Genomic DNA, 26,355 nt, shown 5'->3' with positions numbered 1-26,355 from the left:
AGCCGGCCAAAAAAGTGCCAGTATGATGACTCACTGAATTATTTCCCTGCGAGCCAATTATGTTAATGCTATTTCTCACCGTGGCGTTAGTGCACATCGTTGCGCTGATGAGCCCGGGCCCTGACTTTTTCTTCGTATCGCAAACAGCAGTCAGTCGTTCCCGTAAAGAGGCGATGATGGGCGTGCTCGGTATTACCATGGGCGTCATGGTCTGGGCGGCCGTTGCGCTGCTCGGTTTGAACCTGATCCTGGCGAAGATGGCCTGGCTGCATAACATTATTATGGTTGGCGGTGGCCTGTACCTGTGCTGGATGGGCTACCAGATGCTGCGCGGGGCGCTGAAAAAAGAAGAGAAAAAACCGCAAGAGCCTAAGGTGGAGCTGGCAACGGGTGGACGGAGCTTTGTAAAAGGGCTGCTGACCAACCTGGCGAATCCGAAAGCGATTATCTATTTCGGCTCGGTGTTCTCGCTGTTTGTGGGCGACAGCGTTGGCGCGGGCGCACGTTGGGGCATTTTCCTGCTTATCGTCGTGGAGACCTTCGCGTGGTTCACTATCGTGGCAAGCCTGTTTGCCTTACCGGCGATGCGCCGTGGCTACCAGCGTATCGCGAAGTGGATCGATGGCTTCGCCGGCGCGCTGTTTGCCGGCTTCGGCATTCATCTCATCATTTCTCGCTAAGCATGACGCGCTGACGCAAGCAGCGCGCCAACCAGCATAAACAGCGAGCCAAACACTTTGTTCAGGGCCTTCATCTGCTTAGGCCCTTTTATCCATCCGGCAATCCGCTGTGCCAGCGTCGCGTAACCAATCATCACGATAATATCGACAATAATTGTGGTCGCACCCAGCACCACGTACTGCATCACCTGAGGCTGGTGCGGCACGATAAACTGTGGGAACAGCGCGGCGAGGAACACAATGCTTTTCGGGTTGGTCAGGTTGACGAATACTGCCCGCTTAAACAGATGACCACGGTTTTGCGTCTGCGCGAGCGTATTCAGGTTAATGGCGCCAGCCGCGCGCCACTGCTGAATACCCAGCCAGATAAGATATGCCGCACCGGCCCATTTCAGCACTTCAAACGCCAGCACCGAGCGGGAGAATAGCGTTCCCAGCCCAATCCCGACCAGGACGATGTGAATGCCCAGCCCGGTTTGCAAACCGGCAATCGACGCCGCCGCCCCGCGATAGCCGTGGTTGATGGAGGTAGTCATGGTGTTAATCGCACCCGAACCCGGTGAAAGGCTCAGGATGATGGATGTCAGCAGGTAGGCGAACCACCACTCGAAGGTCATTTGAAACTCCCGAATCGTCTGTTTTTATGCCACAATACGCTATTGATGAGTCATTTTGTGACCGGTTACGAAAAAAAACGATATTCCCTGGATTACGTGAGTGGAAACCCAATGTTTCAGCAGAAAAAGGACTGGGAAACACGAGAAAACGCATTTGCTGCTTTCTCTATGGGGCCGCTGACCGATTTCTGGCGGCAGCGTGAGGAAGATGAGTTTACGGGCGTCGGGGGCATCCCGGTACGCTTCGTTCGTTTCCGTGATGAGAAAAATGACCGGGTAATCGTGGTTTGCCCGGGGCGCATTGAAAGCTACGTTAAATACGCCGAACTGGCCTACGATCTGGTCCATATGGGGTTCGATGTGCTCATCATCGACCACCGTGGACAGGGGCTGTCCGGACGCATGCTACAGGACACGCACCGTGGACATGTCGATCGCTTCAGCGATTACGTCGACGATTTTGCCGCGTTCTGGCAGCAGGAAGTGCAGCCCGGCCCCTGGCGTAAGCGCTATATCCTTGCGCACTCCATGGGTGGCGCTATTTCGACGCTGTTTTTGCAGCGGTATCAACACCAGTGTGATGCCATTGCGCTAACCGCGCCGATGTACGGTATCGTCATACGTTTCCCCGACTGGATGGTGCGTCATCTTCTCGACTGGGCTGAGGGCCATCAGCGCATTCGTGAAGGCTATGCCATCGGGACCGGACGCTGGCGTGCGCTGCCGTTCGCCATCAACGTCTTAACCCACAGTCGGCAGCGTTATCGCCGCAACCTGCGCTTTTATGCCGATGAACCGCGCTTACGCGTCGGTGGCCCGACCTGGCACTGGGTGCGGGAGGGGATTCTGGCCGGTGAACAGGTGCTGGCGGGGGTAGGTGATGATGACACGCCAACACTCCTGATTCAGGCTGAAGAAGAGCGTGTGGTCGATAACCGCATGCATGACCGTTATTGTGAATTACGCGCCGCCGCCGGTCACCCTTGTGAAGGGGGAAAACCGCTGGTCATCAACGGCGCTTACCATGAGATCCTTTTCGAAAAGGACGTTATGCGCTCAGTCGCGCTCAACGCCATTGTTGAATTTTTCAACAGGCATAACTGATTATTGTTTTCCACCAGAGGTTGAAATCCCTATGTACCAGGTTGTTGCATCTGATTTAGATGGCACGCTGCTTTCCCCTGACCACACCCTGTCGCCTTACGCGAAAGAGACCTTAAAGCTTCTGACTGCCCGTGGCGTGAACTTTGTGTTTGCCACCGGCCGCCACCACGTAGACGTGGGGCAGATCCGCGATAATCTTGAGATCAAATCGTACATGATCACCTCCAACGGTGCGCGCGTGCATGATACTGACGGTAACCTGATCTTTACCCATAACCTGGATCGCGATATTGCCGCCGATCTCTTCGGCGTGGTGCATAACAACCCGGCTATCATCACCAACGTGTACCGCAACGACGACTGGTTCATGAACCGCCACCGCCCGGATGAAATGCGTTTCTTCAAGGAAGCGGTATTTAACTACTCCCTGTACGAGCCGGGCCTTCTTGAGCCGGAAGGTATCAGTAAGGTGTTCTTCACCTGCGATAGCCATGAAGAACTGCTCCCACTGGAACAGGCGATCAACGCCCGCTGGGGCGATCGCGTCAACGTGAGCTTCTCAACCCTGACCTGTCTGGAAGTGATGGCGGGGGGCGTCTCCAAAGGTCACGCGCTGGAAGCGGTCGCGAAACGTCTGGGTTTCGCGCTGAAAGACTGCATCGCTTTTGGTGACGGCATGAACGACGCTGAAATGCTCTCCATGGCAGGCAAGGGCTGCATCATGCAGAACGCGCATCAGCGTCTGAAAGATTTGCATCCGGAGCTGGAAGTGATTGGTTCCAACGCTGACAACGCGGTACCGAAATACCTGCGCAAGCTGTTCCTTGAATAATCTTCATTTGGTTGTTTGTTGACCAGATGTCAACTGAAGAGTCCGCTACAATGCCTGTCCTTCTTTCTGAGAGACAAGCATTGTGGCGCTACTCATTATCACCACTATCCTGTGGGCCTTCTCCTTTAGCCTGATTGGCGAGTACCTTGCCGGTTCGGTCGACAGCTACTTCTCGGTGCTGATGCGCGTGGGGCTGGCGGCGCTGGTATTCCTGCCGTTTCTGCGCTCGCGTGGTCAATCGCTGAAAGCGATTGTGCTGTACATGCTGGTGGGCGCGATGCAGTTGGGTATCATGTATCTGTTCAGCTTCCGGGCTTACGTCTATTTGTCCGTCTCTGAATTCCTGCTCTTTACCGTGTTGACGCCGCTCTATATTACGTTGATTTACGACCTGCTCAGCAGGCGTCGTCTGCGCTGGGGATACCTGCTGAGCGCGGCGCTGGCGGTGATTGGCGCGGCAATTATTCGCTATGACAAAGTCAGCGATCACTTCTGGACCGGGTTGATGTTCGTCCAGCTCGCCAACATCAGTTTCGCCATCGGCATGGTGGGCTACAAACGCCTGATGGAAACCCGCCCGATGCCTCAGCACAATGCATTTGCGTGGTTCTATATGGGCGCGGCGATTGTCGCGGTATCGGCGTGGTTTCTGCTCGGTAACCCGCAAAAGCTGCCGACCACGTCGGTGCAGTGGGGCGTTCTGGTCTGGCTGGGCGTGGTGGCGTCAGGGCTGGGTTACTTCATGTGGAACTACGGCGCGACGCAGGTCGACGCCGGAACGCTCGGGATAATGAACAACGTGCACGTCCCGGCGGGGCTGCTGGTCAACCTCGCCATCTGGCAGCAGCAACCGCACTGGCCGAGCTTCCTTATTGGGGGAGCGGTGATCCTGGCTTCACTGTGGGTCCATCGCCGCTGGGTCGCTCCGCGCTCCGCACAAACGGAAGATGGTCGCACGCGTGGTTCCGCGCTGAGCGAATAAACGCTTCTGTCACCGGCTGACGCTGCTCGCCATCGCGCACGGCAGCGTACAGACGGCTCCACAGTCCTTCACCCAGGGTTTTGGTCACCACCAGGCCCTGGCGTTCAAAACTCTCCACCACCCAGTGCGGCAGCGCCGCGATGCCCATGTTGGCGGCAACCATCTGAATCAACAGCAGGGTGTTATCCACGCTTTTCAGCTGCGGGCTAATGCCTGCCGGCTGCAGGAAATGACGCCAGATATCCAGGCGACTGCGCTGAACCGGATAAATCAGCAGCGTTTCTGTTGCCAGGTCTTCCGGCGTGATGCGCGTTTTAGCCGCCAGCGGATGATCCGGTGCCAGCACCAGGCGCACTTCAAAATCAAACATCGGCGAATAGTGCAGGCCGCTGCGCGGCAGAATGTCGGAGGTCATCACCAGATCCAACTCACCCTGCTGCAGCGAGGGTTGCGGGTCGAACGTCACACCGGATTTAAAATCCATCTCCACCTGCGGCCACTTCTGGCGGAAGTTCTCAAGCGCAGGGGTCAGCCATTGAATACAGCTGTGGCACTCAATGGCGATGCGCAGTTTTGTCTGCTGCGGCTCGTTACAGGACTGTAGCGCGCTGGCGATCTGCGGCAGGACCTGATTCGCCAGTTGAAGAAGAATTTCACCCTGCGGCGTAAAGCGCAGAGGTTGGCTCTTACGCACAAAAAGACGAAATCCGAGGCGTTGTTCCAGATCGCTGAACTGGTGAGAAAGGGCAGACTGGGTCTGGTGCAGCGTGGCCGCAGCCGCCGCGAGCGATCCGCAGTTCCGCAACGCTTGCAGCGTTTTCAGGTGTTTTATCTCGATCATGAAAGTCCTTCACTTCGCCATGAACATTTTGCGCTTGAGGAATATACAGTACCTGCCAATTATAGATGTGTAAACATCTGGACGTCTAAATAGCGAAATTCACAAGGGGCATAACATGACAATCCGCAATCACACTCTCGGTTTCCCTCGCGTTGGCCTGCGTCGCGAGCTGAAAAAAGCGCAAGAAAGCTACTGGGCGGGTAACGCTACCCGTGAAGAACTACTGACCGTGGGGCGCGAGCTGCGCGCCCGTCACTGGGATCAGCAAAAGCAGGCGGGCATTGACCTGCTGCCGGTGGGCGATTTCGCCTGGTACGACCATGTTCTGACGACCAGCCTGCTGCTGGGCAACGTGCCGGCTCGTCATCAGAACAAAGATGGATCGGTTGATATCGATACCCTGTTCCGCATCGGCCGTGGTCGTGCGCCAACGGGTGAACCCGCGGCAGCGGCAGAAATGACCAAGTGGTTTAACACCAACTATCACTATATGGTGCCGGAGTTCGTAAAAGGTCAGCAGTTCAAACTGACCTGGACACAGCTTCTGGACGAAGTCGACGAAGCGCTGGCGCTGGGCCACCAGGTGAAACCGGTGCTGCTCGGACCGGTAACCTACCTGTGGCTGGGCAAAGTCAAAGGCGAGCCGTTTGACCGCCTCAGCCTGCTGAAGGACATTCTGCCCGTCTACAAACAGGTACTGATTGAGCTGGGTAAACGCGGCATTCAGTGGGTGCAAATCGACGAACCTGCTTTGGTGCTTGAGCTGCCCCAGGTTTGGCTCGATGCCTTCAAACCGGCGTATGACGCGCTTACCGGGCAGGTGAAGCTGTTGCTGACCACCTATTTCGAGGGCGTGACGCCTAACCTGAGCACGATTGCCGCGCTGCCGGTTCAGGGCCTGCATGTTGACCTGGTTCACGGCAAAGATGACGTGAAGGAACTGCACAAACGTCTGCCCGCAGACTGGCTGCTCTCAGCGGGGCTGGTAAACGGTCGTAACGTCTGGCGTGCCGATCTCACCGAAAAGTATGCTCAAATTAAAGACATTGTCGGTAAACGTGAGCTGTGGGTGGCCTCATCATGTTCACTGCTGCACAGCCCGATCGATCTGAGCGTGGAGACCCGTCTCGACCCGGAAGTGAAAAGCTGGTTTGCCTTCGCCCTGCAAAAATGTGAAGAACTGGCGCTGCTGCGCGACGCGCTGAACAGCGGTGACACGGCGGCGATTACCGAATGGAGCGCCCCGATTCAGGCGCGCCGTCATTCGGCACGCGTGCATAATCCGGCAGTGGAAAAACGTCTGGCGGCCATCACCGCTCAGGACAGCCAGCGCCAGAGTCCGTATGAAGTCCGTGCCGAAGCCCAGCGCGCCCGCTTCAACCTGCCCGCATGGCCAACTACGACGATCGGTTCATTCCCACAAACGACCGAGATCCGCGGCCTGCGTCTCGACTTCAAAAAGGGCAATCTGGATGCGAATCACTACCGTACCGGCATTGCTGAGCACATCAGGCAGGCGATCATCGAGCAGGAGCGTTTAGGTCTGGACGTGCTGGTGCACGGTGAAGCTGAGCGTAACGACATGGTGGAATACTTCGGTGAACACCTGGACGGCTTCGTGTTTACCCAGAATGGCTGGGTGCAGAGCTACGGTTCCCGCTGCGTGAAGCCACCGGTGGTGATCGGTGACGTCAGCCGCCCGGAAGCGATTACGGTGGCGTGGGCGAAGTATGCTCAGTCTCTGACCGACAAGCCGGTAAAAGGCATGCTGACCGGGCCGGTGACCATTCTGTGCTGGTCGTTCCCGCGTGAAGACGTGACCCGTGAAACCATTGCGAAGCAAATCGCGCTGGCGCTGCGTGATGAGGTGGCGGATCTGGAAGCCGCTGGCATTGGCATTATCCAGATTGACGAACCGGCGTTACGAGAAGGTTTGCCGCTGCGCCGCAGCGACTGGGATGACTATCTGAAGTGGGGCGTGGAAGCCTTCCGCATCAATGCGGCGGTGGCGAAGGACGACACGCAGATCCACACCCATATGTGTTACTGCGAATTTAACGACATTATGGATTCCATTGCCGCGCTGGATGCCGACGTGATCACCATCGAGACCTCGCGTTCAGATATGGAGCTGCTCGAGTCGTTTGAAGAGTTCGACTATCCAAACGAAATCGGACCGGGGGTGTACGACATTCACTCCCCGAACGTGCCGAGCGTGGAGTGGATTGAAGCTCTGCTGAAAAAAGCCGCTCAGCGTATTCCGGCAGAGCGCCTGTGGGTGAACCCGGACTGCGGCCTGAAAACCCGCGGCTGGCCGGAAACCCGCGCAGCGCTCGCCAACATGGTGAAGGCAGCGCAGAATTTGCGTCAGGGGTAAGTCTGCGCATTTCCCGCCGCCTGATACTCTATTCAGGCGGCATTTTCCGTCATTGCAATCCGCTTGCCTGCCGCGTCAAAGAGATGCAGATGAGCCTCCTGCACGGTCAGCGTGATACGTTGCTGCGCAGGCAGACTCAGTTGCTGGAAGGATTTCAGGCACACGGCATGCCCTGCCACGTCCAGCCACACCAGGGTTGAATCTCCCTGCAGTTCGCATAACTGCGTTTTCCCGCTCAGGCTAAAATCCCCCGGCTGCTGATAACCCAGGTGTTCAGGGCGGATCGCGACAAATACCGATTCCCCCTCCTGAATGTCTGCGGGCTGACGCGAAAGCGGGAAGACGGTATCAGGGTCGATATGCAATGCCCCCTGCTGCCAGATGGCGGGTAACATATTGATTTTTGGCGTACCGATGAATTCGGCCACGAAGCGGTTCGCCGGGGTGTTGTACAGTTCAAGCGGCGTACCCGTTTGCTCAATATTGCCTTTACACATCACCACGATACGGTCGGCCAGCGTCATCGCCTCGACCTGATCGTGCGTGACGTAAATCATGGTGTTTTTCAGGGTATTATGGAGTTGCTGGATCTCCTGGCGCATTTCAACCCGCAGAGCGGCGTCAAGGTTGGAAAGGGGTTCGTCAAACAGGAACAGCGCGGGCTGCTGGACAATAGAACGACCTATCGCCACGCGCTGGCGCTGGCCGCCGGAGAGGTGTTGCGGAAGCCTGTCGAGCAGCTCGTCCAGCCTGAGCATGTTGGCGGCGTGGGTGATGCGCTGCGCAATGTCGGCCTCCGGGGTGCGGATATTGCGTAAGCCAAAGGCGAGGTTCTCCCGTACGGTCATATGCGGATAAAGTGCATAGGACTGGAAAACCATCGACAAGCTCCGCTTGCCCGCCGCCAGGTGGGTGACATCCTCATTGCCCATCATCAGCATGCCACTGTCTGGCGCCTCTAATCCCGCGATCATGCGCAGCAGCGTCGATTTCCCGCACCCGGAGGGGCCCACAAGAACGATAAATTCTCCTGATGCTATCTCCAGTGACAGATCCGCCACGATGACGTTTTTATCGTACTTTTTATGAATATGTCGTAATGAAAGGGCGGTCATAATGTCTCCTGAGCCCCTTGCAGGGCAGAAATCAGCATCAGCACTTCATGAGTTTTATGGACAAGCAGAGCGGTATCTCCCCGCGCTTCAACATTAAGGCGGACCAGCGGCTCGGTATTGGAGGCGCGGAGGTTAAAACGCCAGTCTGCGAAGGACAGGCTCAGGCCGTCGCAGGTGTCGCGTTCGCATGCGACCGGGGCATAGTGCGCGGCGACGTCATTGAGGAGTGCAGCGGGCTCGTTGACCGTCAGGTTGATTTCGCCAGACACCGGATAGCGGGCCTGTGCGTGACGCATAAGATGAGAGAGCGGCTGCGCGTCTGCGCCCAGGATCTGGAGCATCAGGATCAGCGGGATCATGCCGCTATCGCAGTAGCCAAAATCGCGAAAATAGTGATGGCCACTCATCTCGCCGCCGTAAATGGCATTTTCCCTTCGCATCCGGGCTTTCAGGAAGGCATGCCCGGTTTTACTCACGATTGCGCTACCGCCGCAACGGGCGACCGTGTCGAGCGTGTTCCAGATTAAGCGGGGATCAAGAATGATACGGCTGCCGGGATAGCGTCGCAGAAAATGTTCGGCAAACAGCCCCACGAGATAATAGTTCTCAACGTAATCCCCGCGCTCGTCGAAGAAAAAGCAACGATCGAAATCGCCATCCCAGGCGATGCCAGCATCGGCGTGATGTTCGATGACGGCCAGTCGGGTGCTTTGCCGGTTTTCAGGCAGCATCGGGTTAGGTACGCCAGCGGGAAAGCGGCCATCTGGCTGGTGATGAATACGGATAAACTCGACCGGTACACCGGCACGCTTTAAGCCCTCATCAAGCGCATCTAGCGCCGGACCTGCGGTGCCGTGCCCGGCGTTGACCACCAGGCGTAACATTCGCGTTGGGGACGTAGTGATAAATCGCAGCAGAGCGTTCACCCAGGCCGGGCGATTGTCGAAGGGAAAAATGCCCCCACGACGCACGCAGGGTGGAAAGCGGTTCTGTTCTGCCAGCGCTTTGATCTCCAGCAGACCGTTGTCATTACTGATCGGGCGCGCCTCAAGGCCAACAAGCTTAAAGCCGTTGTAATGGGCGGGATTGTGGCTCGCCGTCACCTGGATCCCTCCGTCTGCCCGCAATTCCCGGGTGGCGAAATAGACCTCTTCCGTACCGGTCATGCCCAGGTCGATAACATCGACGCCGCCTGCGGTAAGCCCGTCGATCAGGGCCGTTTTTAGCGCCTCCGAGCTGAGGCGGACATCAGCGCCTACTACCACGCGCCGGGGATGCAGCCAGACGGCGTACGCCCTTCCGATGCGACGCGCAATGTCAGGGGTGAGATTGACGTCAACTTCGCCACGAATGTCATAGGTTTTAAAGCACGTTAGTTCATCCATAGTTCACTCTTATCTTAAGCAGGGTAATCTCATGCCGTATCACGCTCGATAAGCCGGTGTTCCAGCGCAACGTGGGTGACGGGGCCATTGTTCAGAAGCAGATCAACCGCGATTTCACCTTTACGTTCGGCATCCTGCGCGATGGTGGTAAGTCCAGGCCCGTTATACTGCCGGGCGGTATTGTCGAATCCGGTAATGGCGACCCGGCCAGGTATAGCAAGACGCTGTCGCTGGCAATAATTCACCGCGCCGATGGCAAAACGATCGGATAAGCAGATCAGCGCCGTGATCTCAGGGTGTGCCGTCAGCAATGCTTCCGCTGCCCGTTCGCCGTGTGGCTCATCGTGATGGGTTTCACACAGCCAGCAGTCACTGAGCCTAATACCGTGCTCTTGAAACGCGTCGCGGCAGGCATTCACGCGGGTCAGCATGAGTTGGTTATCCCCCGTCACGCGGTGCGTCAGAGGCCGCATCCCGCGCGCGTTCGGGTGAGACGGGAAGGCAATAATGCCGAAATGGCGATGACCCTTTTGTATCAGGTAGTGGGTGATATCACGCATGGCGCGTGTGTTATCCACCGACACGCTGCTGAACTGCGGAAGCTGAAAATCGAGCGTCACCACAGGCAGATTGCGGGCCAGGGTTTGTTGAATAATGGCGGCGCTGTTATGCGTGGCGTTGAGAATATACCCGTCCACCAGGGTAGTGAGCGATGAAGGCCCTTTTTGAAGCGGTATCAGCACCAGATTAATATTACGGTCTTCGCAGCGGGTCGCGACGCCGCGCATCAGGCTGACGTCATGCGGATCGATAAAAACATAGCTCATGGCATCGTTAAAAATGACGCCTATGGCCCCGGATTTTCCGGTGCGTAAAGCCCGGGCGAGTTTATCCGGCCCCTGAAATCCAACCTGACGGGCGTACCCAAGTATCTTTTCACGTAATTCAGCAGACAGCTTTTCGGGATTATTCCACGCGTTAGATACCGTGGTATGTGAAATACCCATCTCCGCTGCCAGCGATTTAATCGTCACGTTTTTATTCTTTCTTTTGCTAAATGAATTAGGCATTTTATATTCGCGTAAATTATTTATGAGGCGTAATTAAATAAATAATAGCGGCTGAGTTTATCGTTAAATATAAATAGTTTTGTGATTTGTTTAACGTTAAACATAAAAAAGGGGTGTTAGCTTACGCACCATTCACAGAGTGCAGCAGTGAGCGATTAACACTTATCGACATCAGGGAGATATAACGTGAGAGTTGCAGAAGCAGCAAAATTAATAGCATCGGTAATATTCCTCTTTTTTCTTACCGGTTGCGGGCCTGATGATAAAAAAGAGACACAATCCGGGGCGCGTGAAACAATCAAAATGTGGGTCACACCCACCGTCAATGAAGAAGCCTTCTGGAGTAAAATAGTGGCGGAATGGAATAAAGACCCTGCCCATATGCCCGTCGAATTTACCGCTATTCCTGCCGCAAACAGTTCAGAAGAAGCGATAATGAATGCGCTGGCATCAGGGACTGAACCGGATATTTCAACCAATATATTTATTGGTTTTGCCAGCCAGCTTGTTGATGTCGGGCAGATAGAAGATCTCTCCAGAATGCCGGGTTTTCAGGAAACGATTCAGAAACGGCAAATGGCTTCTCTGCTGTCAGCCTGGGAATTAAACGGCAAACAAACGGTACTGCCGGTATATATCAACCCGATTGTCTGGTGGTGGCGTGGCGATTTACTGAAGCAATACGGTTTTGATCGGGTACCGGTTAGCTACGATGAACTTTACGCGCTGGCGAAGCGTCGGGCGGCGGATAATCACGGCTATGTGATACAGCTTACGGCGGGTAAAAACTGGTGGGAACGCTGGTTCGACTTCATTCCGCTGTTCTACGCCCAGAGCCACGGCAAGCCGTATCTGGTCGACAAAAAACCTGCGCTGACCACGCCTGCTGGCGAGGCCGTGCTGACCTTCATGGGCAACGTTTTTAATAATAAGTGGAGCAGCTACGACTTCACCTCTGCCGAGGATCCGCTCGCAACGGGGCAGGTTATCGCCTCAGCGCGCGGACCGTGGGATTTAGCCCGCTATCGCAAGCAGTATCCGGACATATTAAAAACGATTCAGATCGGTCCGATGCTGACCGAGACGGGCATTGAACACCCCTATACGTTCGGCGACAGCAAAGGTCTGGTGATCTTCAGTTCCAGTAAGCGAAAGGCGCAGGCCTGGCAGTTTATGCAGTGGGTCTTCAGTAACCCTGAACATGACCGGCTGTGGCTTGAGTTGACAGGGATGCCGCCCGCCCGCGCGGATTTAATGAGTAATCCGATCTTTGTCAGTTACTTCAAACAAAATCCGCTAGAGAAACAAATCGCCTCGTGGGTGGACGTCGCGCTTCCTCCTGCAGCAACAAACCAGACGACAGAAGTACAGCGCAGCATGACGCAGATGCTTGAGCGCGTGATATTCAAAACCAGTACGCCTGCCGACGCGCTGAAACAATCTCAGCAGGAAATCAGCGCCCTCACGGGCCAGTAGGGGGCATGATGGCTGGATATGAATCCCGAACCGGAGGCCTGCTGGCCTCCACCTGGATTGGCTATTCGCTGCTATTTTGGTTCTACCCGCTTGCCTGGCTGGTGGTGCTGAGCGTGACCCGCTGGCAGTTTATCGGCGCACCGCAATTTACCGGTTTGCAGAACATTATTGGCGTACTGCACGATGCGTTATTCTGGACATCCATGTGGAACATTTGCCGCTTTTTAATGTGGTATGTCCCGATCGTGTTTATTACCGCGCTGCTTTTTGCTGCCGGATTACGCAGAATTAACTACGGCCGGGGGGTTATCGCCCTGAGTTTTTTACTGGCAAATATCTCGTCAGGGGTGGCGTACTCAATTGTCTTTTCCCGTCTCTTTAATGAGTACGGCCCGGTTAACCGCTTATTGTCTGCGTGGTTTGGGATTTCCGTGCCGTGGTTTACCAACCCTGACTGCGCCATGCTATCCATTGCGCTTATCGTGACCTGGAAATTTGTCGGTTATTACGGATTAATTCTCTATTCCGGCATGCAGGCTATTCCATCGGATATTTATAGTGCGGCTATTCTCGATAAAACCGGGCGTTTTCAGAAAGGCTGGGCAATAACGCTGCCGATGATGAATCCGCAAATTGTGATGGTGATGGTGCTGGCTATTACGGTGGCGTTCAGTATTTTTACAGAGCCCTATTTAATTACCGGTGGTGGGCCACTAAACAGTACCACCAGTCCCATGGTGGTCATGTACGAAGCCGCGTTTCAAAATATGAAACCTACCTGGGCTGCTGCCATGTCGATTATCGTCGCTGCCTGCAGTTTCCTGATGATCTGGCTATTTCGTCGGTTATTCGAAAAACACATTGAGATTGTATGAATGAAAAAACTCACGCCCCTGAGCCTGCTAATTCATGCGCTGATGTTTATTCTGGCGTTAAGCTGGCTCTATCCGTTTGTCTGGATGGTCGTGTCATCCCTGAAGCCTACGGCACAGATTTATACCACGGATCTCTTTTCGGGCACGCTGACGCTCGAAAATTACACTTTCCTTTTCGATAACAGCAACCGGGCCGATAAGCCGTTTCTGCGCACGCTGCTTAACTCGCTTTTCGTCTCTGTCACCGTGACCGCGAGCGTGACCGTCACCTCCATGCTGGTGGGCTATGCGCTGGCAAAAACGGAATTCTGGGGCAAAAACGCTTTCCGTAATCTCTTGATTGTGCAGATGGTTTTCCCGGTTTTCATGTTCATCATTCCACAGTTTGTGCTGATGCGTGAGCTCGGTCTGATCAACCGTTACAGCGCCATGATCCTGCCTTATGCAATGAGTGCCTGGGGGATCTTTATGGTGTCTCAGAGCTTCAAGGGTACGCCCAACGATTACCTGTACGCCGCGCGTCTGGATCATGCCAGCCTGTGGGCCATTCTGCGGCACGTCATGATGCCGCTGAACAAGTCCATTCTGGCGATCGTGGCGCTATTTACCTTCTCAAGCTCGTGGGACAACTTCCTCTGGCCGCTGATTGTCATGCGCGATGCCGACAAAATGCCGTTTTCGGTGCTGCTGGCCACCTTCAGTAAATCCTACGGCGTTTATCTGGGGCCAGTGATGGCGGGAGCCGTGGTGCAAATGCTGCCGGTCATCGTGTTGTTTATCCTGTTCCGGAAATATTTCCTGCAGGGCATGTCGTTATCACTGAAATAAGGAATGTACGGTGAACAAACAACCCTGGTGGCAGGCCTGTACCTGTTACCAAATTTATCTGCCGTCGTTTTGCGATGGTAACGGTGACGGGCTGGGTGATTTCCCAGGCCTGCTCTCAAAAGTGGATTACCTGAGCGCGTTAGGCATCGGTGCCATCTGGATCACGCCGTTTTACCCCTCTCCTCTGGTGGATAACGGGTATGACATTAGTGATTACTGCGCCGTCGACCCACGATTCGGCACGCTGACCGATTTTCGCGACGTCGTTCATCGCTGCCATGAAAAGGGGATCCGGGTCATTATCGATCTGGTGCTTAATCATGTCTCTTCGCAGCATCCGTGGTTTCAGGATGCCTGGAATAATCCCGCAAGCCGCTATCGGGACTATTTTCTTTTCAGCGCGCACCCTAACAACTGGGAGTCATTTTTTTCCGGCAGCGCCTGGAGCCCGGAGCCGGACACCGGCGAGTTTTACTACCATAAATTCGCGCCTGAGCAGGTCGATCTTAACTGGGCGAACCCCGCGGTTGAGCAGGAAATGCTTCAGGTCATTGATTTCTGGCAGGCACAGGGCGTGGATGGCTTCCGCTTCGACGTGATTAATTTCCTCAGTACGCGCGGCATCGGGCCTGACAATCCGGAGAAAGCGGGAGTACAGCAGCATGAGCATGACGTGAATCAGCCGGGACTCATCGGCACGCTGCAGCGCGTATGCCAACATGCCAGGCAGCAAGGGGATGTTTTCCTGATCGGCGAAATCGGCAGCGAGGAGAGGGAGACCCTGGCCCGTTATCAGGCCCCGTCGCTGATGGACGTGGTCTTTAACTTCAATATTGGCAGCCAGAAAACCTTCGATGCGGCACGCCTGTGCGACGAGATTAACGCCACGCTGGCGCTGCAGTCTGGCCTGCCGACGCTATTCTTTTCCAGCCACGATATGCCGCGCATGATTAGCCGCTTTGGTGAAGGCCCGCATGACGCCGCCCGGGCGTTGGCCGTTCTGGCGCTACAGCTGACCGTGCGCGGCGTACCGTTTATTTTTCAGGGTGACGAGTTGGGGATGCCCGACTATGTGCCTCAGACGGTCGGGCAGATTTTTGATATTCAGGGAAAAACCTTCTACGACACGGCCATGCGGCAGGGGTGCAGTGCCGCCGACGCGCTGGCGCAGGCCATTGAACATTCACGGGATGGGTCCCGCGCCCCCTTCCTCTGGTGCGACGCACCGTTTGCGGGCTTTTCCACATCCACGCCGTGGATGCCCGTCAGCCAGGACTATCCCTTGCTCAATGCCGAACATCAGATATCGACGCCCGGCTCGTTGTGGCGTCAGTACCAGACCTTCATTGCGCTTCGGGCCGCCATCGGGGCGCTACAGCATGGGGAGTGCAGCCTACTGAAGCGCCATAAGGCGTGCGTCTGGTTTACCCGAACAACGGCGCAGGAACAGGTCTGGGTGGCCGTGAATTTTGGCCAGCCGGTACAAAACCCATTGTGGGCCATTGAAGCGGATGTCCTGTACGGCCAAAACGCGCAGCAGCTGGATAAAAATCAAATTCTGATAAAAAGGAGTGTATATGAACAGACACGGTAAGAATCCGTTGATCACCCCGAGCGACGTGGTGCCTTCTCTGCCAGGACGGAAAGTGGAGTGCGTCTTTAACGCCGGGGTAACGGAGTATCATGGGGAGATTATCCTGCTGCTTCGGGTTGCCGAGAGCGTGATAAATGATGACCCACAGAAGATCGTCGTTCCGCTTCTGGTGCAGCAGTCCGGCGGCTGGCAGGCGGCAACAAAAACGTTCGACCGCAACGACCCGCGCTATGATTTTAGCGACCCGCGTACCATTGTGCTGAAAAGCGACCCGGCTCAGGTCTGGCTGACGTCAATGTCCCACCTGCGCCTGGCGCGAAGCCAGGACGGTGTAAATTTCACCATCGATCAACAGCCGTTTATTACCGCCGACAGCCGCTATGAGGAATTTGGCTGTGAAGATGCGCGTATCACCCTGATTGACGATGTCTGGTACATCAATTACTCCGCCGTGTCATCGCTGGGTATCTCCACCGCGCTGGCGACCACCGTTGATTTTATCTCCGTCGACAAGAAAGGGCTGATTTTCTGCCCTGATAACCGCGACGTCTGTTTCTTCCCGGAGAAGGTTGGCGGATCCTTCCGGGCGCTTACCCGGCCCGCGCCCTGCCATTTCGGCCACCCGGAAATCTGGATCTGCGAATCGCCCGATATGCTGCACTGGGGAAACCACCGGCATCTGCTGGGACGCTCGGGAGACGAATGGGATGCGCTGAAGTCGGGTGGCGGCGCGCCGCTGATCAAGACCGCGCGCGGCTGGCTGGAGATTTATCACGGCGTTGACGCTAGCCAGCGTTATTGCCTGGGCGCTCTGCTTCTGGATCTTGAGGATCCGCTCACCCTCATCGCCAAATCTTCCGTACCGCTGCTGGAGCCGAGCGCGCCCTATGAGCGTGAAGGCTTTTTCGGTAACGTCGTCTTTACCTGCGGGGCGCTGGTGCGTAATGACACGTTGCATATCTGGTATGGTGCGGCGGATGAGCGTATCGCCCTGGCCACGCTGCCGATGGACGAGCTGTGGAAACATCTGGGCCTGGAGTAAGCCCTGACGCAGCCCCGGCTTTCGCCGGGGCTGCGAAGTGTTTATTTCTTCCCGCCGTACTGGCTAAACCACGCCAGCATTCTCTGCCAGCCATCTTTCGCCGATTCCGCGTGATAACTCGGACGGTAATCTGCGTTAAACGCATGTCCGGCATCCGGATACACCACAATCTCAGCATTGGCATTGGCTGCCCGTAGCGCATGGCGCATGGTTTCTACCGAATCAAGCGAAATACCGGTGTCCTGGCCGCCATACAGACCCAGCACCGGGGCATTGAGCTCAGTGGCGATGTCCACCGGATGTTTTGGCGAATTCAGCGTTTTCTCGCCCACCAGTTTGCCATACCAGGCGACAGCCGCTTTGAGCTGCGGATTGTGTGCGGCATACAGCCAGCTAATGCGTCCGCCCCAGCAGAAGCCGGTGACCATCAGACGGTGCGGGTCGCCGCCGTTACGCGCCGCCCAGCTGGCAACGTGGTCGAGATCGGCCAGCACCTGCGCGTCCGGGACTTTGCTGACCAGATTGCTGAACAGCGTTGGAATATCGCTATAGTCGTTTGGATCGCCCTGACGGAAGTAGAGTTCTGGCGCAACGGCCAGATATCCTTCAAGTGCCAGGCGACGGCAGAGGTCGCGAATATGTTCGTGAACCCCAAAAATCTCCTGAACCACAATCACGATGGGCAGCGGACCGTCTGCCGATTTTGGTCGTGCGTGCCAGGCAGGCATATTCTCCCCCTGAGAGGGAATGGAGGTCTCTCCCGCCGTAATGGCCTCTTCTGAGGTTGAAACGATGGTTGAAGCAAGCGGGGCTGCAGCAGGTGCAAAACCGGTTTTTTCAGTCATGGCATTCTCCGTACCAATGAGTTAGCGCAAAGGTAAATATAGACACCAGGTTAACAACTCACAGTGCCTTAAACGGTCTATCTTTTGTGCAGCACCTGACGATATAACTTGTTAATGTGATGTAAATCACTTTTTGATGGAAATTCACTGCAATCATTTTCATTCATGGTGAGATGCATCACGAAATTATGCTTACTGCTTCTGTAAAGTACCGTTTTACTTCTTCTGACTAACCGACCCACAGAGGAGTCACCTATGTCTAAGTCTGATGTTTTTCATCTCGGCCTCACTAAAAATGATTTACAAGGGGCTACGCTCGCTATCGTCCCTGGCGACCCTGAGCGTGTGGAAAAGATCGCCGCGCTGATGGATAAGCCGGTCAAACTGGCTGCCCATCGTGAATTCACCACCTGGCGTGCAGAGCTGGATGGCAAAGCGGTGATTGTGTGCTCCACCGGTATCGGCGGTCCGTCTACCTCTATTGCAGTTGAAGAGCTGGCGCAGCTGGGCATTCGTACTTTCCTGCGTATCGGCACGACCGGCGCGATTCAGCCGCACATCAACGTGGGCGACGTACTGGTGACGACGGCATCCGTTCGTCTGGACGGGGCAAGCCTGCACTTTGCGCCTATGGAATTCCCGGCAGTGGCTGACTTCGAATGCACCACCGCGCTGGTTGAAGCCGCGAAGTCCGTGGGCGCGACCACCCACGTTGGCGTAACCGCCTCTTCCGACACCTTCTACCCGGGCCAGGAGCGCTACGACACCTTCTCTGGCCGCGTTGTGAGCCGTTTCAAAGGCTCAATGGAAGAGTGGCAGTCCATGGGCGTAATGAACTACGAAATGGAATCCGCGACGCTGCTGACCATGTGTGCAAGCCAGGGTCTGCGTGCCGGTATGGTGGCGGGCGTTATCGTCAACCGTACTCAGCAGGAGATCCCGAACGCCGAAACCATGAAGCAGACCGAAAGTCATGCGGTGAAAATTGTGGTGGAAGCGGCTCGTCGCCTGATCTAGCCCTCTCTTCTCAAATCAAAGGCCGACGCGTTCGGCCTTTATTTTTTGCGTAGCACCTCGCAGGAAAACCCTTTCAAACTGGACGTTTATACAGCACAATTCTATTTTGTGCGGGTAATACGTTGATGCAGGGGGCATTGTGGATATCTCAATCCTGATTTATGCGGTGATTGCGCTGGCGGGCGTTGCGATAGGCTGGCTGATTTCCAGCTACCAGCATGCGCAGCAGAAGGCCGATCAGCTGGCGGAGCGCGAAGAGATCGTCGCCGAGCTCAGCGCGGTAAAGCAACAGCTTGCGCTAAGTGACCACTGGCGCGACGAGTGCGAGCTGCTCAATAACGAACTGCGCAACCTGCGTGATATCAACACGTCGCTGGAGGCCGATCTCCGCGAAGTGACTACCCGCCTCGAATCCACGCAGCTGCATGCGGAAGACAAAATCCGTCAGATGATTAACAGCGAGCAGCGCCTCAGCGAGCAGTTTGAGAATCTCGCCAACCGCATTTTCGAACACAGCAACCGCCGCGTTGACGAACAGAATCGCCAGAGTCTGAACAGTCTGCTGACGCCGCTGCGTGAACAGCTGGACGGTTTTCGCCGTCAGGTGCAGGACAGCTTTGGACAGGAAGCCCGCGAGCGGCACACGCTGGCGCACGAGATTCGTAATCTTCAGCAGTTGAATGCGCAAATGGCGCAGGAGGCGGTCAACCTCACTCGGGCGCTAAAAGGGGATAACAAAACCCAGGGTAACTGGGGAGAAGTGGTGCTCACCCGCGTGCTGGAGGCCTCTGGCCTGCGCGAGGGGTATGAATACGAAACGCAGGTGAGTATCGAGAGCGATGCCCGCTCGCGGATGCAGCCAGACGTCATTGTGCGTCTGCCGCAGGGGAAAGATGTGGTGATCGACGCCAAAATGACGCTGGTGGCGTATGAGCGTTACTTTAATGCGGAAGACGACTACACGCGCGAGTCGGCGCTGCAGGAGCATATTGCCTCCGTGCGTAACCATATCCGACTGCTGGGCAGAAAAGATTATCAGCAGCTTCCGGGGCTGCGCTCGCTGGACTATGTGCTGATGTTTATTCCGGTCGAACCGGCGTTCCTGCTGGCCCTCGACAGACAGCCCGAACTGATCACCGAAGCGCTCAAAAATAATATTATGCTGGTGAGCCCCACCACCCTGCTGGTGGCATTACGTACCATTGCTAACCTGTGGCGCTATGAGCACCAGAGCCGCAATGCACAGAAGATTGCCGAGCGTGCCAGCAAGCTGTACGACAAAATGCGCCTCTTCGTGGACGATATGTCCTCGGTCGGGCAAAGCCTGGACCGTGCGCAGGATAACTACCGTCAGGCGATGAAAAAACTCGCCTCCGGGCGGGGCAACCTACTTGCTCAGGCTGAAGCATTCCGCGGCCTGGGGGTGGAGGTCAAACGCGAGATTAATCCGGAACTGGTGGAGCAGGCCACGGCGCAAGACGAAGAGTTCCGTCTGCGTGAAGGCGCAGATGAACAAAAGACACCCAGCGAAGACAACGAGTTAACGACGGATTTATCGTCTGACGAGCCGCCGACACGTTTCTATCAAGGCGGTTGAATCGTAGGGCAAACGCGCCCAATCTGTTACACTTCACGAACATTTGACTGATTAGCAGGCTCTGAGATGGTTGACGATTCACAAGACACGACGCACTTTGGCTTTCAGACTGTCGCCAAAGCGCAGAAAGCTGACATGGTGGCCCACGTATTTCATTCCGTGGCGGCGAAGTACGATGTGATGAATGACTTAATGTCGTTCGGCATTCATCGCTTGTGGAAACGCTTCACCATTGACTGCAGCGGTGTGCGCCGTGGACAAACCGTGCTGGATTTAGCTGGTGGAACAGGCGATCTGACGGCGAAGTTTTCCCGTCTGGTGGGTGAAACTGGCCGCGTTGTTCTGGCCGATATCAATGACTCCATGCTGAAAATGGGACGCGAAAAGTTGCGTAACATCGGCGTGGTGGGCAATGTGGAATACGTGCAGGCTAACGCCGAAGCGCTGCCATTCCCGGATAATACCTTTGACTGCATCACGATCTCCTTCGGCCTGCGTAACGTCACCGACAAAGAAAAAGCGCTGCGCTCCATGTACCGTGTACTGAAGCCGGGTGGACGTCTGCTGGTGCTCGAGTTCTCTAAACCGATCATTGAGCCGCTGAGCAAAGCCTACGACGCCTATTCCTTCCACGTGCTGCCGCGTATCGGTGAACTGGTGGCGAACGACGCGGAGAGCTACCGCTATCTGGCGGAGTCCATTCGCATGCACCCGGATCAGGACACCCTAAAAGCCATGATGCAGGATGCGGAATTTGAGAACGTTGAATACTTCAACATGACGGCGGGTGTCGTTGCGCTGCATCGCGGTTACAAATTCTGAGTGGAGGTGTCCCGTGCCCTTTAAACCCTTAGTCACCGCAGGCATCGAGAATGTGCTCAATGCCTTCCTGTATCGCGCGCCGGCGCTAAAAGCTGCACGTCAGCGACTTAACGGGAAGGTCCTGCGCATTGTATTAAAAGAGTTCTCAACGCCGCTCGTGCTGGTCTTCAGCGAACGCCAGCTCGATGTTCTGGGTGAGTGGGAAGGCGAGGCGGATTGCTCGGTCATTACCCATATGAGCGTGCTGCCAAAACTGCGCGATCGCCAGCAATTGACGGCGCTTATCCGCAGCGGTGAGCTGGAAGTGGAGGGCGACATCCAGGTCGTACAAAACTTCGTTGCGCTCAGCGATCTGGCGGAGTTTGACCCGGCAGAACTGCTCGCGCCTTTTATTGGTGACATCGCCGCTGAAGGGATCGGGAAAGCTATTCATGGCGGCACGGCGTTCTTGCGCAAAAATCTGGAACGGCAGCAGCGCTATGCCGCAGAAGTCCTGACTGAAGAGTGGCGCATGGCCCCCGGTCCGCTGGAAGTGGCATGGTTTGCGGAAGAAACCGCTGCTGTTGAACGTGCGGTTGATGCATTAACCAAACGGCTGGAAAAACTGGAGGGCAAATGACGCCTGGTGAAATTCGGCGCCTCTATTTTATCGTCCACACCTTTTTGAGTTACGGGCTCGATGAGCTTATCCCCAAAATGCGTATCACGCTGCCGCTTAGAATCTGGCGGCGGATGTTGTTCTGGATGCCTAATCGTCATAAAGGTCAGCCGCTGGGTGAACGTCTGCGTCTGGCGCTGCAGGAGCTTGGCCCGGTATGGATTAAGTTCGGACAGATGCTCTCAACCCGCCGCGATCTCTTCCCGCCTCATATTGCCGATGAACTGGCAATGCTGCAGGACCGTGTTGCCCCGTTTGACGGAGTGAGGGCAAAGAAACAGATCGAAGAGGCAATGGGTAATCTTCCCGTTGAAACCTGGTTTGACGATTTCGAAATAGCCCCGCTGGCGTCGGCGTCTATTGCTCAGGTGCATACCGCGCGTCTGAAAGAGAACGGCAAAGAGGTGGTGATCAAGGTGATCCGCCCGGATATCCTGCCGGTCATCAAAGCTGACATGAAGCTGATTTATCGTCTGGCGCGCTGGGTACCACGTTTGTTACCTGATGGCCGTCGTCTGCGTCCGATGGAAGTGGTGCGGGAATACGAAAAAACGCTGATTGATGAGCTTAACCTGCTGCGCGAGTCAGCAAACGCCATTCAGCTGCGTCGTAACTTTGAAAACAGCCCGATGCTTTATGTGCCTGAGGTCTATTCAGACTACTGCAGTCAGAACATGATGGTCATGGAGCGCATCTACGGTATTCCGGTTTCGGATGTGGCGGCGCTGGAGAAGCAGGGAACGAACATGAAGCTGCTGGCCGAACGTGGCGTTCAGGTCTTCTTTACTCAGGTGTTCCGCGACAGCTTTTTCCATGCGGATATGCACCCGGGCAATATTTTTGTGAGCTACGAGCATCCTGAGGATCCGAAGTATATCGGTATCGACTGCGGGATTGTGGGGTCGCTGAATAAAGAAGATAAGCGTTATCTGGCCGAGAACTTTATCGCGTTCTTCAACCGTGACTACCGTAAGGTGGCTGAGCTGCACGTTGACTCCGGCTGGGTTCCGCCGGACACCAACGTCGAAGAGTTTGAGTTTGCTATTCGTACCGTCTGCGAGCCGATTTTTGAAAAGCCGCTGGCAGAAATCTCCTTCGGGCACGTGCTGTTAAACCTGTTTAATACGGCTCGCCGCTTTAATATGGAAGTTCAGCCGCAATTAGTTTTACTTCAGAAAACATTACTTTACGTTGAGGGTGTAGGTCGCCAACTCTATCCTCAGTTAGACTTGTGGAAGACGGCTAAACCGTTCCTGGAATCCTGGATTAAGGATCAGGTAGGTTTTCCAGCGCTGGTGCGCTCATTGAAAGAGAAAGGCCCGTTCTGGATTGAAAAAATGCCCGAAATTCCTGAACTGGTTTACGACAGTTTGCGTCAGAGCAAGAACCTTCAGCACAGCATGGATAAAATCGCCCGCGAGCTTCAGTCCAGTCGCGTGCGCCAGGGACAATCACGCTATCTCTTTGGGATTGGCGCAACGCTGCTGTTGAGCGGTACGTTGCTGCTAATCAATCGTCCGGACTGGCAGATGATGCCCGCCTGGCTGATGGCTGGCGGGGTTGTTGTCTGGCTAGCCGGATGGAGAAAAACGCGCTGAGTTTGCGTCGCCATCGACGGGTCGCATACGTATAATGCGACTTGACCAATTAATCATCTATTCCTGAGGAATTTGTATGGGTGGTATCAGTATCTGGCAATTAGTCATTATTGCCGTCATCGTCGTGCTGCTGTTTGGCACTAAAAAGCTCGGTTCTATCGGTTCCGATCTGGGCGCGTCTATCAAAGGCTTCAAGAAAGCAATGAGCGATGATGAGAACAAGCAGGATAAAGCCAGCCAGGATGCTGATTTTACTGCAAAATCCATCTCCGATAAGCAAGAAGAAGCCAAAAAAGAAGACGCCAAAAGCCACGATAAAGAGCAGGTGTAAGTCGTGTTCGACATTGGTTTTAGTGAGCTGCTGCTAGTCTTTGTGATTGGCCTGATCGTGCTGGGTCCGCAGCGTCTGCCCGTGGCGGTGAAAACCGTTGTGGGCTGGGTGCGTGCGCTGAGATCGCTGGCATCGACCGTTCAGAATGAACTGGCACAGGAACTTAAGCTCCAGGAGTTTCAGGAAAGCCTGAAAAAGGTCGAGAAGGCGAGCATGGATAACCTGACGCCGGAACTGAAAGCCTCAATGGATGAACTGCGCGAAGCGGCGGAATCCATGAAGCGCTCTTACAGCGTTAACGATCCTGAAAAAGCGAGCGATGAAGCGAACACCATTCATAACCCGGTGGTGAAGGACAGCGAAGCGCAACGTGAGGGCGTGACGCCAGCGAGTGCTGAGCACCAGGCCGCCGCGCCAGAACAGACGCCGCAGGAAACCGAAGTGAAAAAACAGGCGCAGCCGGAAGACCCCACGATAAAAGTGGCGGAAGCGAAACCCGTCGCGCCTGTTTCCGAATCATCCCCCTCGTCGAGTGATAAAGCGTAACCATGGCAGTAGATGATACTCAACCGCTTATTACGCACCTTATTGAGCTGCGTAAGCGCCTGTTAAACTGCATTATTGCGGTTCTGGTGATATTCCTGTGCCTGGTCTATTTCGCCAACGATATCTATCAGGTGGTCTCTGCACCGCTGATTAAGCAGATGCCGCTGGGGGCAACGATGATTGCAACAGATGTTGCCTCACCGTTCTTTACCCCTATTAAGCTCACCTTTTGGGTGTCGTTGATTGCGTCCGCACCCGTCATCCTTTATCAGGTATGGGCGTTTGTGGCACCAGCGCTGTATAAACATGAACGTAAACTGGTGATCCCGCTGCTGGTCTCCAGCTCGTTGCTGTTCTATATCGGTATGGCGTTTGCCTACTTCGTTGTCTTCCCGCTGGCCTTTGGCTTCCTGACGCACACCGCGCCGGAAGGGGTGCAGGTGTCGACAGATATCGCCAGCTATCTCAGCTTCGTCATGGCGCTGTTTATGGCGTTTGGCGTGGCATTTGAAGTGCCGGTCGCCATTGTGCTGCTTTGCTGGGTTGGGGTAACGACCCCTGAAGACCTGCGTAAAAAGCGTCCGTATATCCTGGTAGGTGCATTTGTGGTCGGCATGCTGCTCACGCCGCCGGATGTTTTCTCGCAGACGTTACTGGCCATACCGATGTATTGCCTCTTTGAGGTTGGCGTATTCTTCTCGCGTTTCTACGTGGGTAAAGGACGCCGATCGGACGATGTAGACGATGCGTCTGAAAAGACCACTGAAGAGTAAAACCAGCCGCCCGTCAGGGCGGTTGTTATATGGGGATTCGCATGTTTGATATCGGACTCAACCTGACCAGCTCGCAGTTTGCAAAAGATCGCGATGACGTTGTTGCGCGTGCTTTTGACGCCGGCGTTAAAGGACTCCTGCTGACCGGAACTAACCTTCATGAGAGCGAGCAGGCGCAGCTTCTGGCGCAACGTTATGAACACTGCTGGTCAACCGCAGGCATCCACCCTCATGACAGTAGCCAGTGGACCGAGGAGAGCGCACAAATCCTTTACAGGCTGGCGAAAACCGCTGAGGTGGTGGCCATTGGCGAGTGTGGGCTCGATTTTAACCGCAACTTCTCCACGCCTGACGAACAGGAAAAGGCATTCACTGCCCAGCTTGCTCTGGCGGCAGAGCTTGAAATGCCCGTCTTTATGCATTGCCGCGACGCGCACGAACGTTTTCTCGCGCTTCTGGATCCCTGGCTGGATAAACTCCCCGGCGCGGTGCTGCACTGCTTCACCGGTTCAAGGCAGGAGGCGCAGGAGTGCCTGGCGCGCGGGCTGTTTCTCGGCATTACCGGCTGGGTTTGTGATGAGCGCCGCGGGCTTGAGCTACGCGAGCTGTTACCGTTGATTCCGGCCGACCGTTTGCTTATTGAGACCGATGCGCCTTATCTGCTGCCGAGAGATATGACGCCCAAACCGTCATCGCGGCGAAATGAGCCTGCATACCTGGGGCACATTGTTGAGCGCGTGGCGCGATGGCGTGGAGACGATCCGCACTGGCTTTCTGCGCAGACGGATGACAACGTGCGCCATCTCTTCAGGATCAGTTTTTAAACTTTACGGAAGTCGGTATTTTTGACGCTCTGCAACACCTGCTTGTTCAGCAGGTTGAGCAACAACATGGAGCGTGCTTCACCGTCCGGCTCGGCGAAAATCGCCTGCAGGCCTTCGAATGCACCTTCCGTAATGACGACGTTATCACCCGCGTAAGGGGTTTCCGGGTCGGTGATCCCTTCGGGCTGTTGATACACCGAAAGCTGATGAATGACCGTCGACGGAACGGTGGCCGGGTGGGCGCCAAAACGAACGAAGTGGCTGACGCCGCGCGTTGCGCTGATGGTGGTGGTGTGGATCACCTCAGGGTCGAACTCCACGAACAGGTAGTTCGGGAATAACGGCTCACTGACGGTTGTGCGCTTCCCGCGCTGCATTTTTTCAAGCGTGATCACGGGTGTCAGACAATTTACAGACTGACGTTCAAGATGTTCCTGCGCGCGCTGAAGTTGCCCGCGTTTGCAATACAGTAAATACCAGGCCTGCATAATCACTCTTTCCCTTAGTTCGGGGCGCAAGCATATCA

General features: G+C 55.4%; 26 protein-coding genes. 19 read left to right on the top strand and 7 right to left on the bottom strand.

The features are described 5' to 3' along the window. The first annotated feature begins 59 nt into the window (after positions 1-59). Positions 60-680: a threonine export protein RhtC gene (rhtC, locus tag A4308_RS06190; protein ID WP_025757538.1), complete on the top strand. Its 621-nt coding sequence runs from the start codon at positions 60-62 to the stop codon at positions 678-680. Here the strand turns inward: rhtC and rhtB are convergent. Then, complete coding sequence (gene rhtB, locus A4308_RS06185; RefSeq protein WP_014885639.1) at positions 677-1,297, bottom strand: homoserine/homoserine lactone efflux protein; 621 nt, start codon at positions 1,295-1,297, stop codon at positions 677-679. The genes rhtC and rhtB overlap by 4 nt on opposite strands. A gap of 111 nt (positions 1,298-1,408) precedes the next feature. On the opposite strand from rhtB, the gene pldB reads away from it, so the two are divergent. From pldB to A4308_RS06170, 3 genes are all read left to right on the top strand, one after another. Further along, a complete protein-coding gene (gene pldB / locus A4308_RS06180; protein ID WP_045135424.1) occupies positions 1,409-2,401 on the top strand; it encodes a lysophospholipase L2 in 993 nt (330 codons plus the stop codon). Between the two features lie 31 nt (positions 2,402-2,432). Then, positions 2,433-3,233 carry a sugar/pyridoxal phosphate phosphatase YigL gene (yigL, locus tag A4308_RS06175; RefSeq protein WP_023331564.1) on the top strand — a complete coding sequence of 267 codons (801 nt, stop codon included), beginning with the start codon at positions 2,433-2,435 and terminating at the stop codon, positions 3,231-3,233. 82 nt (positions 3,234-3,315) lie between these two features. Further along, positions 3,316-4,215, top strand: a complete 900-nt coding sequence (locus A4308_RS06170; protein WP_045135425.1) for a carboxylate/amino acid/amine transporter — start codon at positions 3,316-3,318, stop codon at positions 4,213-4,215. Here A4308_RS06170 and metR read toward each other — a convergent pair. After that, positions 4,103-5,056 (bottom strand): HTH-type transcriptional regulator MetR, encoded by a 954-nt coding sequence (gene metR, locus A4308_RS06165; protein WP_023331563.1) that lies wholly within the window; start codon positions 5,054-5,056, stop codon positions 4,103-4,105. The genes A4308_RS06170 and metR overlap by 113 nt on opposite strands. A gap of 115 nt (positions 5,057-5,171) precedes the next feature. Here metR and metE point away from each other — a divergent pair, with 115 nt between their 5' ends. After that, the gene (gene metE / locus A4308_RS06160; RefSeq protein WP_045281888.1) at positions 5,172-7,433 is read left to right on the top strand and encodes a 5-methyltetrahydropteroyltriglutamate--homocysteine S-methyltransferase; all 2,262 of its coding nucleotides are present in this window, start codon (positions 5,172-5,174) and stop codon (positions 7,431-7,433) included. A gap of 32 nt (positions 7,434-7,465) precedes the next feature. Here the strand turns inward: metE and A4308_RS06155 are convergent, their stop codons facing one another. Genes A4308_RS06155 through A4308_RS06145 form a run of 3 tightly spaced genes read right to left on the bottom strand, consistent with a single transcriptional unit; the run spans position 7,466 to position 11,003 of the window. Continuing rightward, positions 7,466-8,548 carry an ABC transporter ATP-binding protein gene (locus tag A4308_RS06155; protein WP_045135427.1) on the bottom strand — a complete coding sequence of 361 codons (1,083 nt, stop codon included), beginning with the start codon at positions 8,546-8,548 and terminating at the stop codon, positions 7,466-7,468. Continuing rightward, positions 8,545-9,933 (bottom strand): phosphomannomutase/phosphoglucomutase, encoded by a 1,389-nt coding sequence (locus A4308_RS06150; RefSeq protein ID WP_045281887.1) that lies wholly within the window; start codon positions 9,931-9,933, stop codon positions 8,545-8,547. Before A4308_RS06150 ends, A4308_RS06155 begins: the two co-directional genes overlap by 4 nt. Before the next feature lie 29 nt (positions 9,934-9,962). Next, entirely contained in the window at positions 9,963-11,003 is a 1,041-nt protein-coding gene (locus A4308_RS06145; protein WP_045281886.1) for a LacI family DNA-binding transcriptional regulator, read from the bottom strand. 186 nt (positions 11,004-11,189) lie between these two features. On the opposite strand from A4308_RS06145, the gene A4308_RS06140 reads away from it, so the two are divergent. From A4308_RS06140 to A4308_RS06120, 5 genes are read left to right on the top strand one after another with little or no spacing between them, the layout of a single operon-like run. Further along, on the top strand, positions 11,190-12,479 hold the full coding sequence (locus A4308_RS06140) for an ABC transporter substrate-binding protein (protein ID WP_048996612.1): 1,290 nt from the start codon (positions 11,190-11,192) through the stop codon (positions 12,477-12,479). 8 nt (positions 12,480-12,487) lie between these two features. Next, on the top strand, positions 12,488-13,354 hold the full coding sequence (locus A4308_RS06135) for a carbohydrate ABC transporter permease (protein ID WP_080352177.1): 867 nt from the start codon (positions 12,488-12,490) through the stop codon (positions 13,352-13,354). Next, a complete protein-coding gene (locus tag A4308_RS06130) occupies positions 13,355-14,182 on the top strand; it encodes a carbohydrate ABC transporter permease (protein WP_045269172.1) in 828 nt (275 codons plus the stop codon). It begins immediately after the preceding gene. 10 nt (positions 14,183-14,192) lie between these two features. After that, positions 14,193-15,776, top strand: a complete 1,584-nt coding sequence (locus A4308_RS06125) for an alpha-amylase family glycosyl hydrolase (protein WP_045281884.1) — start codon at positions 14,193-14,195, stop codon at positions 15,774-15,776. Beyond that, the gene (locus tag A4308_RS06120) at positions 15,760-16,818 is read left to right on the top strand and encodes a glycoside hydrolase family 130 protein (RefSeq protein ID WP_023331554.1); all 1,059 of its coding nucleotides are present in this window, start codon (positions 15,760-15,762) and stop codon (positions 16,816-16,818) included. The genes A4308_RS06125 and A4308_RS06120 overlap by 17 nt, the downstream gene beginning before the upstream one ends. Before the next feature lie 41 nt (positions 16,819-16,859). On the opposite strand, the gene A4308_RS06115 is transcribed toward A4308_RS06120, so the two are convergent. Continuing rightward, the gene (locus tag A4308_RS06115; protein ID WP_014885625.1) at positions 16,860-17,663 is read right to left on the bottom strand and encodes a dienelactone hydrolase family protein; all 804 of its coding nucleotides are present in this window, start codon (positions 17,661-17,663) and stop codon (positions 16,860-16,862) included. Positions 17,664-17,918: 255 nt separating this feature from the next. Here A4308_RS06115 and udp point away from each other — a divergent pair, with 255 nt between their 5' ends. From udp to tatD, 9 genes are all read left to right on the top strand, one after another. After that, positions 17,919-18,680 carry a uridine phosphorylase gene (udp, locus tag A4308_RS06110; protein WP_003860792.1) on the top strand — a complete coding sequence of 254 codons (762 nt, stop codon included), beginning with the start codon at positions 17,919-17,921 and terminating at the stop codon, positions 18,678-18,680. Between the two features lie 139 nt (positions 18,681-18,819). Then, positions 18,820-20,277, top strand: a complete 1,458-nt coding sequence (rmuC, locus tag A4308_RS06105) for a DNA recombination protein RmuC (RefSeq protein ID WP_045281883.1) — start codon at positions 18,820-18,822, stop codon at positions 20,275-20,277. Between the two features lie 66 nt (positions 20,278-20,343). Continuing rightward, positions 20,344-21,099, top strand: a complete 756-nt coding sequence (gene ubiE, locus A4308_RS06100) for a bifunctional demethylmenaquinone methyltransferase/2-methoxy-6-polyprenyl-1,4-benzoquinol methylase UbiE (RefSeq protein WP_014885623.1) — start codon at positions 20,344-20,346, stop codon at positions 21,097-21,099. Positions 21,100-21,112: 13 nt separating this feature from the next. Next, positions 21,113-21,718 carry a ubiquinone biosynthesis protein UbiJ gene (gene ubiJ, locus A4308_RS06095; RefSeq protein WP_045135431.1) on the top strand — a complete coding sequence of 202 codons (606 nt, stop codon included), beginning with the start codon at positions 21,113-21,115 and terminating at the stop codon, positions 21,716-21,718. Continuing rightward, positions 21,715-23,355, top strand: a complete 1,641-nt coding sequence (ubiB, locus tag A4308_RS06090) for a ubiquinone biosynthesis regulatory protein kinase UbiB (RefSeq protein WP_014885621.1) — start codon at positions 21,715-21,717, stop codon at positions 23,353-23,355. Before ubiJ ends, ubiB begins: the two co-directional genes overlap by 4 nt. 76 nt (positions 23,356-23,431) lie before the next feature. Beyond that, complete coding sequence (gene tatA, locus A4308_RS06085; RefSeq protein WP_014885620.1) at positions 23,432-23,686, top strand: Sec-independent protein translocase subunit TatA; 255 nt, start codon at positions 23,432-23,434, stop codon at positions 23,684-23,686. Between the two features lie 3 nt (positions 23,687-23,689). Further along, positions 23,690-24,232, top strand: a complete 543-nt coding sequence (gene tatB / locus A4308_RS06080) for a Sec-independent protein translocase protein TatB (RefSeq protein ID WP_023331551.1) — start codon at positions 23,690-23,692, stop codon at positions 24,230-24,232. A gap of 2 nt (positions 24,233-24,234) precedes the next feature. Then, positions 24,235-25,005: a Sec-independent protein translocase subunit TatC gene (gene tatC / locus A4308_RS06075; RefSeq protein ID WP_023331550.1), complete on the top strand. Its 771-nt coding sequence runs from the start codon at positions 24,235-24,237 to the stop codon at positions 25,003-25,005. A gap of 41 nt (positions 25,006-25,046) precedes the next feature. Next, on the top strand, positions 25,047-25,829 hold the full coding sequence (gene tatD / locus A4308_RS06070) for a 3'-5' ssDNA/RNA exonuclease TatD (RefSeq protein WP_032635121.1): 783 nt from the start codon (positions 25,047-25,049) through the stop codon (positions 25,827-25,829). On the opposite strand, the gene rfaH is transcribed toward tatD, so the two are convergent. Beyond that, complete coding sequence (rfaH, locus tag A4308_RS06065; protein WP_014885616.1) at positions 25,826-26,317, bottom strand: transcription/translation regulatory transformer protein RfaH; 492 nt, start codon at positions 26,315-26,317, stop codon at positions 25,826-25,828. The genes tatD and rfaH overlap by 4 nt on opposite strands. Positions 26,318-26,355 lie beyond the last annotated feature (38 nt).

Source organism: Enterobacter sp. ODB01, from assembly GCF_001623605.1.
In the GTDB taxonomy this organism is placed as follows: domain Bacteria; phylum Pseudomonadota; class Gammaproteobacteria; order Enterobacterales; family Enterobacteriaceae; genus Enterobacter; species Enterobacter kobei.
The sequence above is the reverse complement of the archived record's forward strand: the minus strand, read 5'-3'. Positions and strand labels throughout refer to the sequence as shown.

Excerpts from the sequence above, each read along its gene's own strand:
- rhtC (WP_025757538.1), top strand. The coding sequence starts at position 60 with ATGTTAATGCTATTTCTCACCGTGGCGTTAGTGCACATCGTTGCGCTG.
- rhtB (WP_014885639.1), bottom strand. The coding sequence starts at position 1,297 with ATGACCTTCGAGTGGTGGTTCGCCTACCTGCTGACATCCATCATCCTG.
- pldB (WP_045135424.1), top strand. The coding sequence starts at position 1,409 with ATGTTTCAGCAGAAAAAGGACTGGGAAACACGAGAAAACGCATTTGCT.
- yigL (WP_023331564.1), top strand. The coding sequence starts at position 2,433 with ATGTACCAGGTTGTTGCATCTGATTTAGATGGCACGCTGCTTTCCCCT.
- metR (WP_023331563.1), bottom strand. The coding sequence starts at position 5,056 with ATGATCGAGATAAAACACCTGAAAACGCTGCAAGCGTTGCGGAACTGC.
- metE (WP_045281888.1), top strand. The coding sequence starts at position 5,172 with ATGACAATCCGCAATCACACTCTCGGTTTCCCTCGCGTTGGCCTGCGT.
- A4308_RS06155 (WP_045135427.1), bottom strand. The coding sequence starts at position 8,548 with ATGACCGCCCTTTCATTACGACATATTCATAAAAAGTACGATAAAAAC.
- A4308_RS06150 (WP_045281887.1), bottom strand. The coding sequence starts at position 9,933 with ATGGATGAACTAACGTGCTTTAAAACCTATGACATTCGTGGCGAAGTT.
- A4308_RS06145 (WP_045281886.1), bottom strand. The coding sequence starts at position 11,003 with ATGCCTAATTCATTTAGCAAAAGAAAGAATAAAAACGTGACGATTAAA.
- A4308_RS06135 (WP_080352177.1), top strand. The coding sequence starts at position 12,488 with ATGGCTGGATATGAATCCCGAACCGGAGGCCTGCTGGCCTCCACCTGG.
- A4308_RS06130 (WP_045269172.1), top strand. The coding sequence starts at position 13,355 with ATGAAAAAACTCACGCCCCTGAGCCTGCTAATTCATGCGCTGATGTTT.
- A4308_RS06120 (WP_023331554.1), top strand. The coding sequence starts at position 15,760 with ATGAACAGACACGGTAAGAATCCGTTGATCACCCCGAGCGACGTGGTG.
- A4308_RS06115 (WP_014885625.1), bottom strand. The coding sequence starts at position 17,663 with ATGACTGAAAAAACCGGTTTTGCACCTGCTGCAGCCCCGCTTGCTTCA.
- udp (WP_003860792.1), top strand. The coding sequence starts at position 17,919 with ATGTCTAAGTCTGATGTTTTTCATCTCGGCCTCACTAAAAATGATTTA.
- ubiE (WP_014885623.1), top strand. The coding sequence starts at position 20,344 with ATGGTTGACGATTCACAAGACACGACGCACTTTGGCTTTCAGACTGTC.
- ubiB (WP_014885621.1), top strand. The coding sequence starts at position 21,715 with ATGACGCCTGGTGAAATTCGGCGCCTCTATTTTATCGTCCACACCTTT.
- tatA (WP_014885620.1), top strand. The coding sequence starts at position 23,432 with ATGGGTGGTATCAGTATCTGGCAATTAGTCATTATTGCCGTCATCGTC.
- tatC (WP_023331550.1), top strand. The coding sequence starts at position 24,235 with ATGGCAGTAGATGATACTCAACCGCTTATTACGCACCTTATTGAGCTG.
- tatD (WP_032635121.1), top strand. The coding sequence starts at position 25,047 with ATGTTTGATATCGGACTCAACCTGACCAGCTCGCAGTTTGCAAAAGAT.
- rfaH (WP_014885616.1), bottom strand. The coding sequence starts at position 26,317 with ATGCAGGCCTGGTATTTACTGTATTGCAAACGCGGGCAACTTCAGCGC.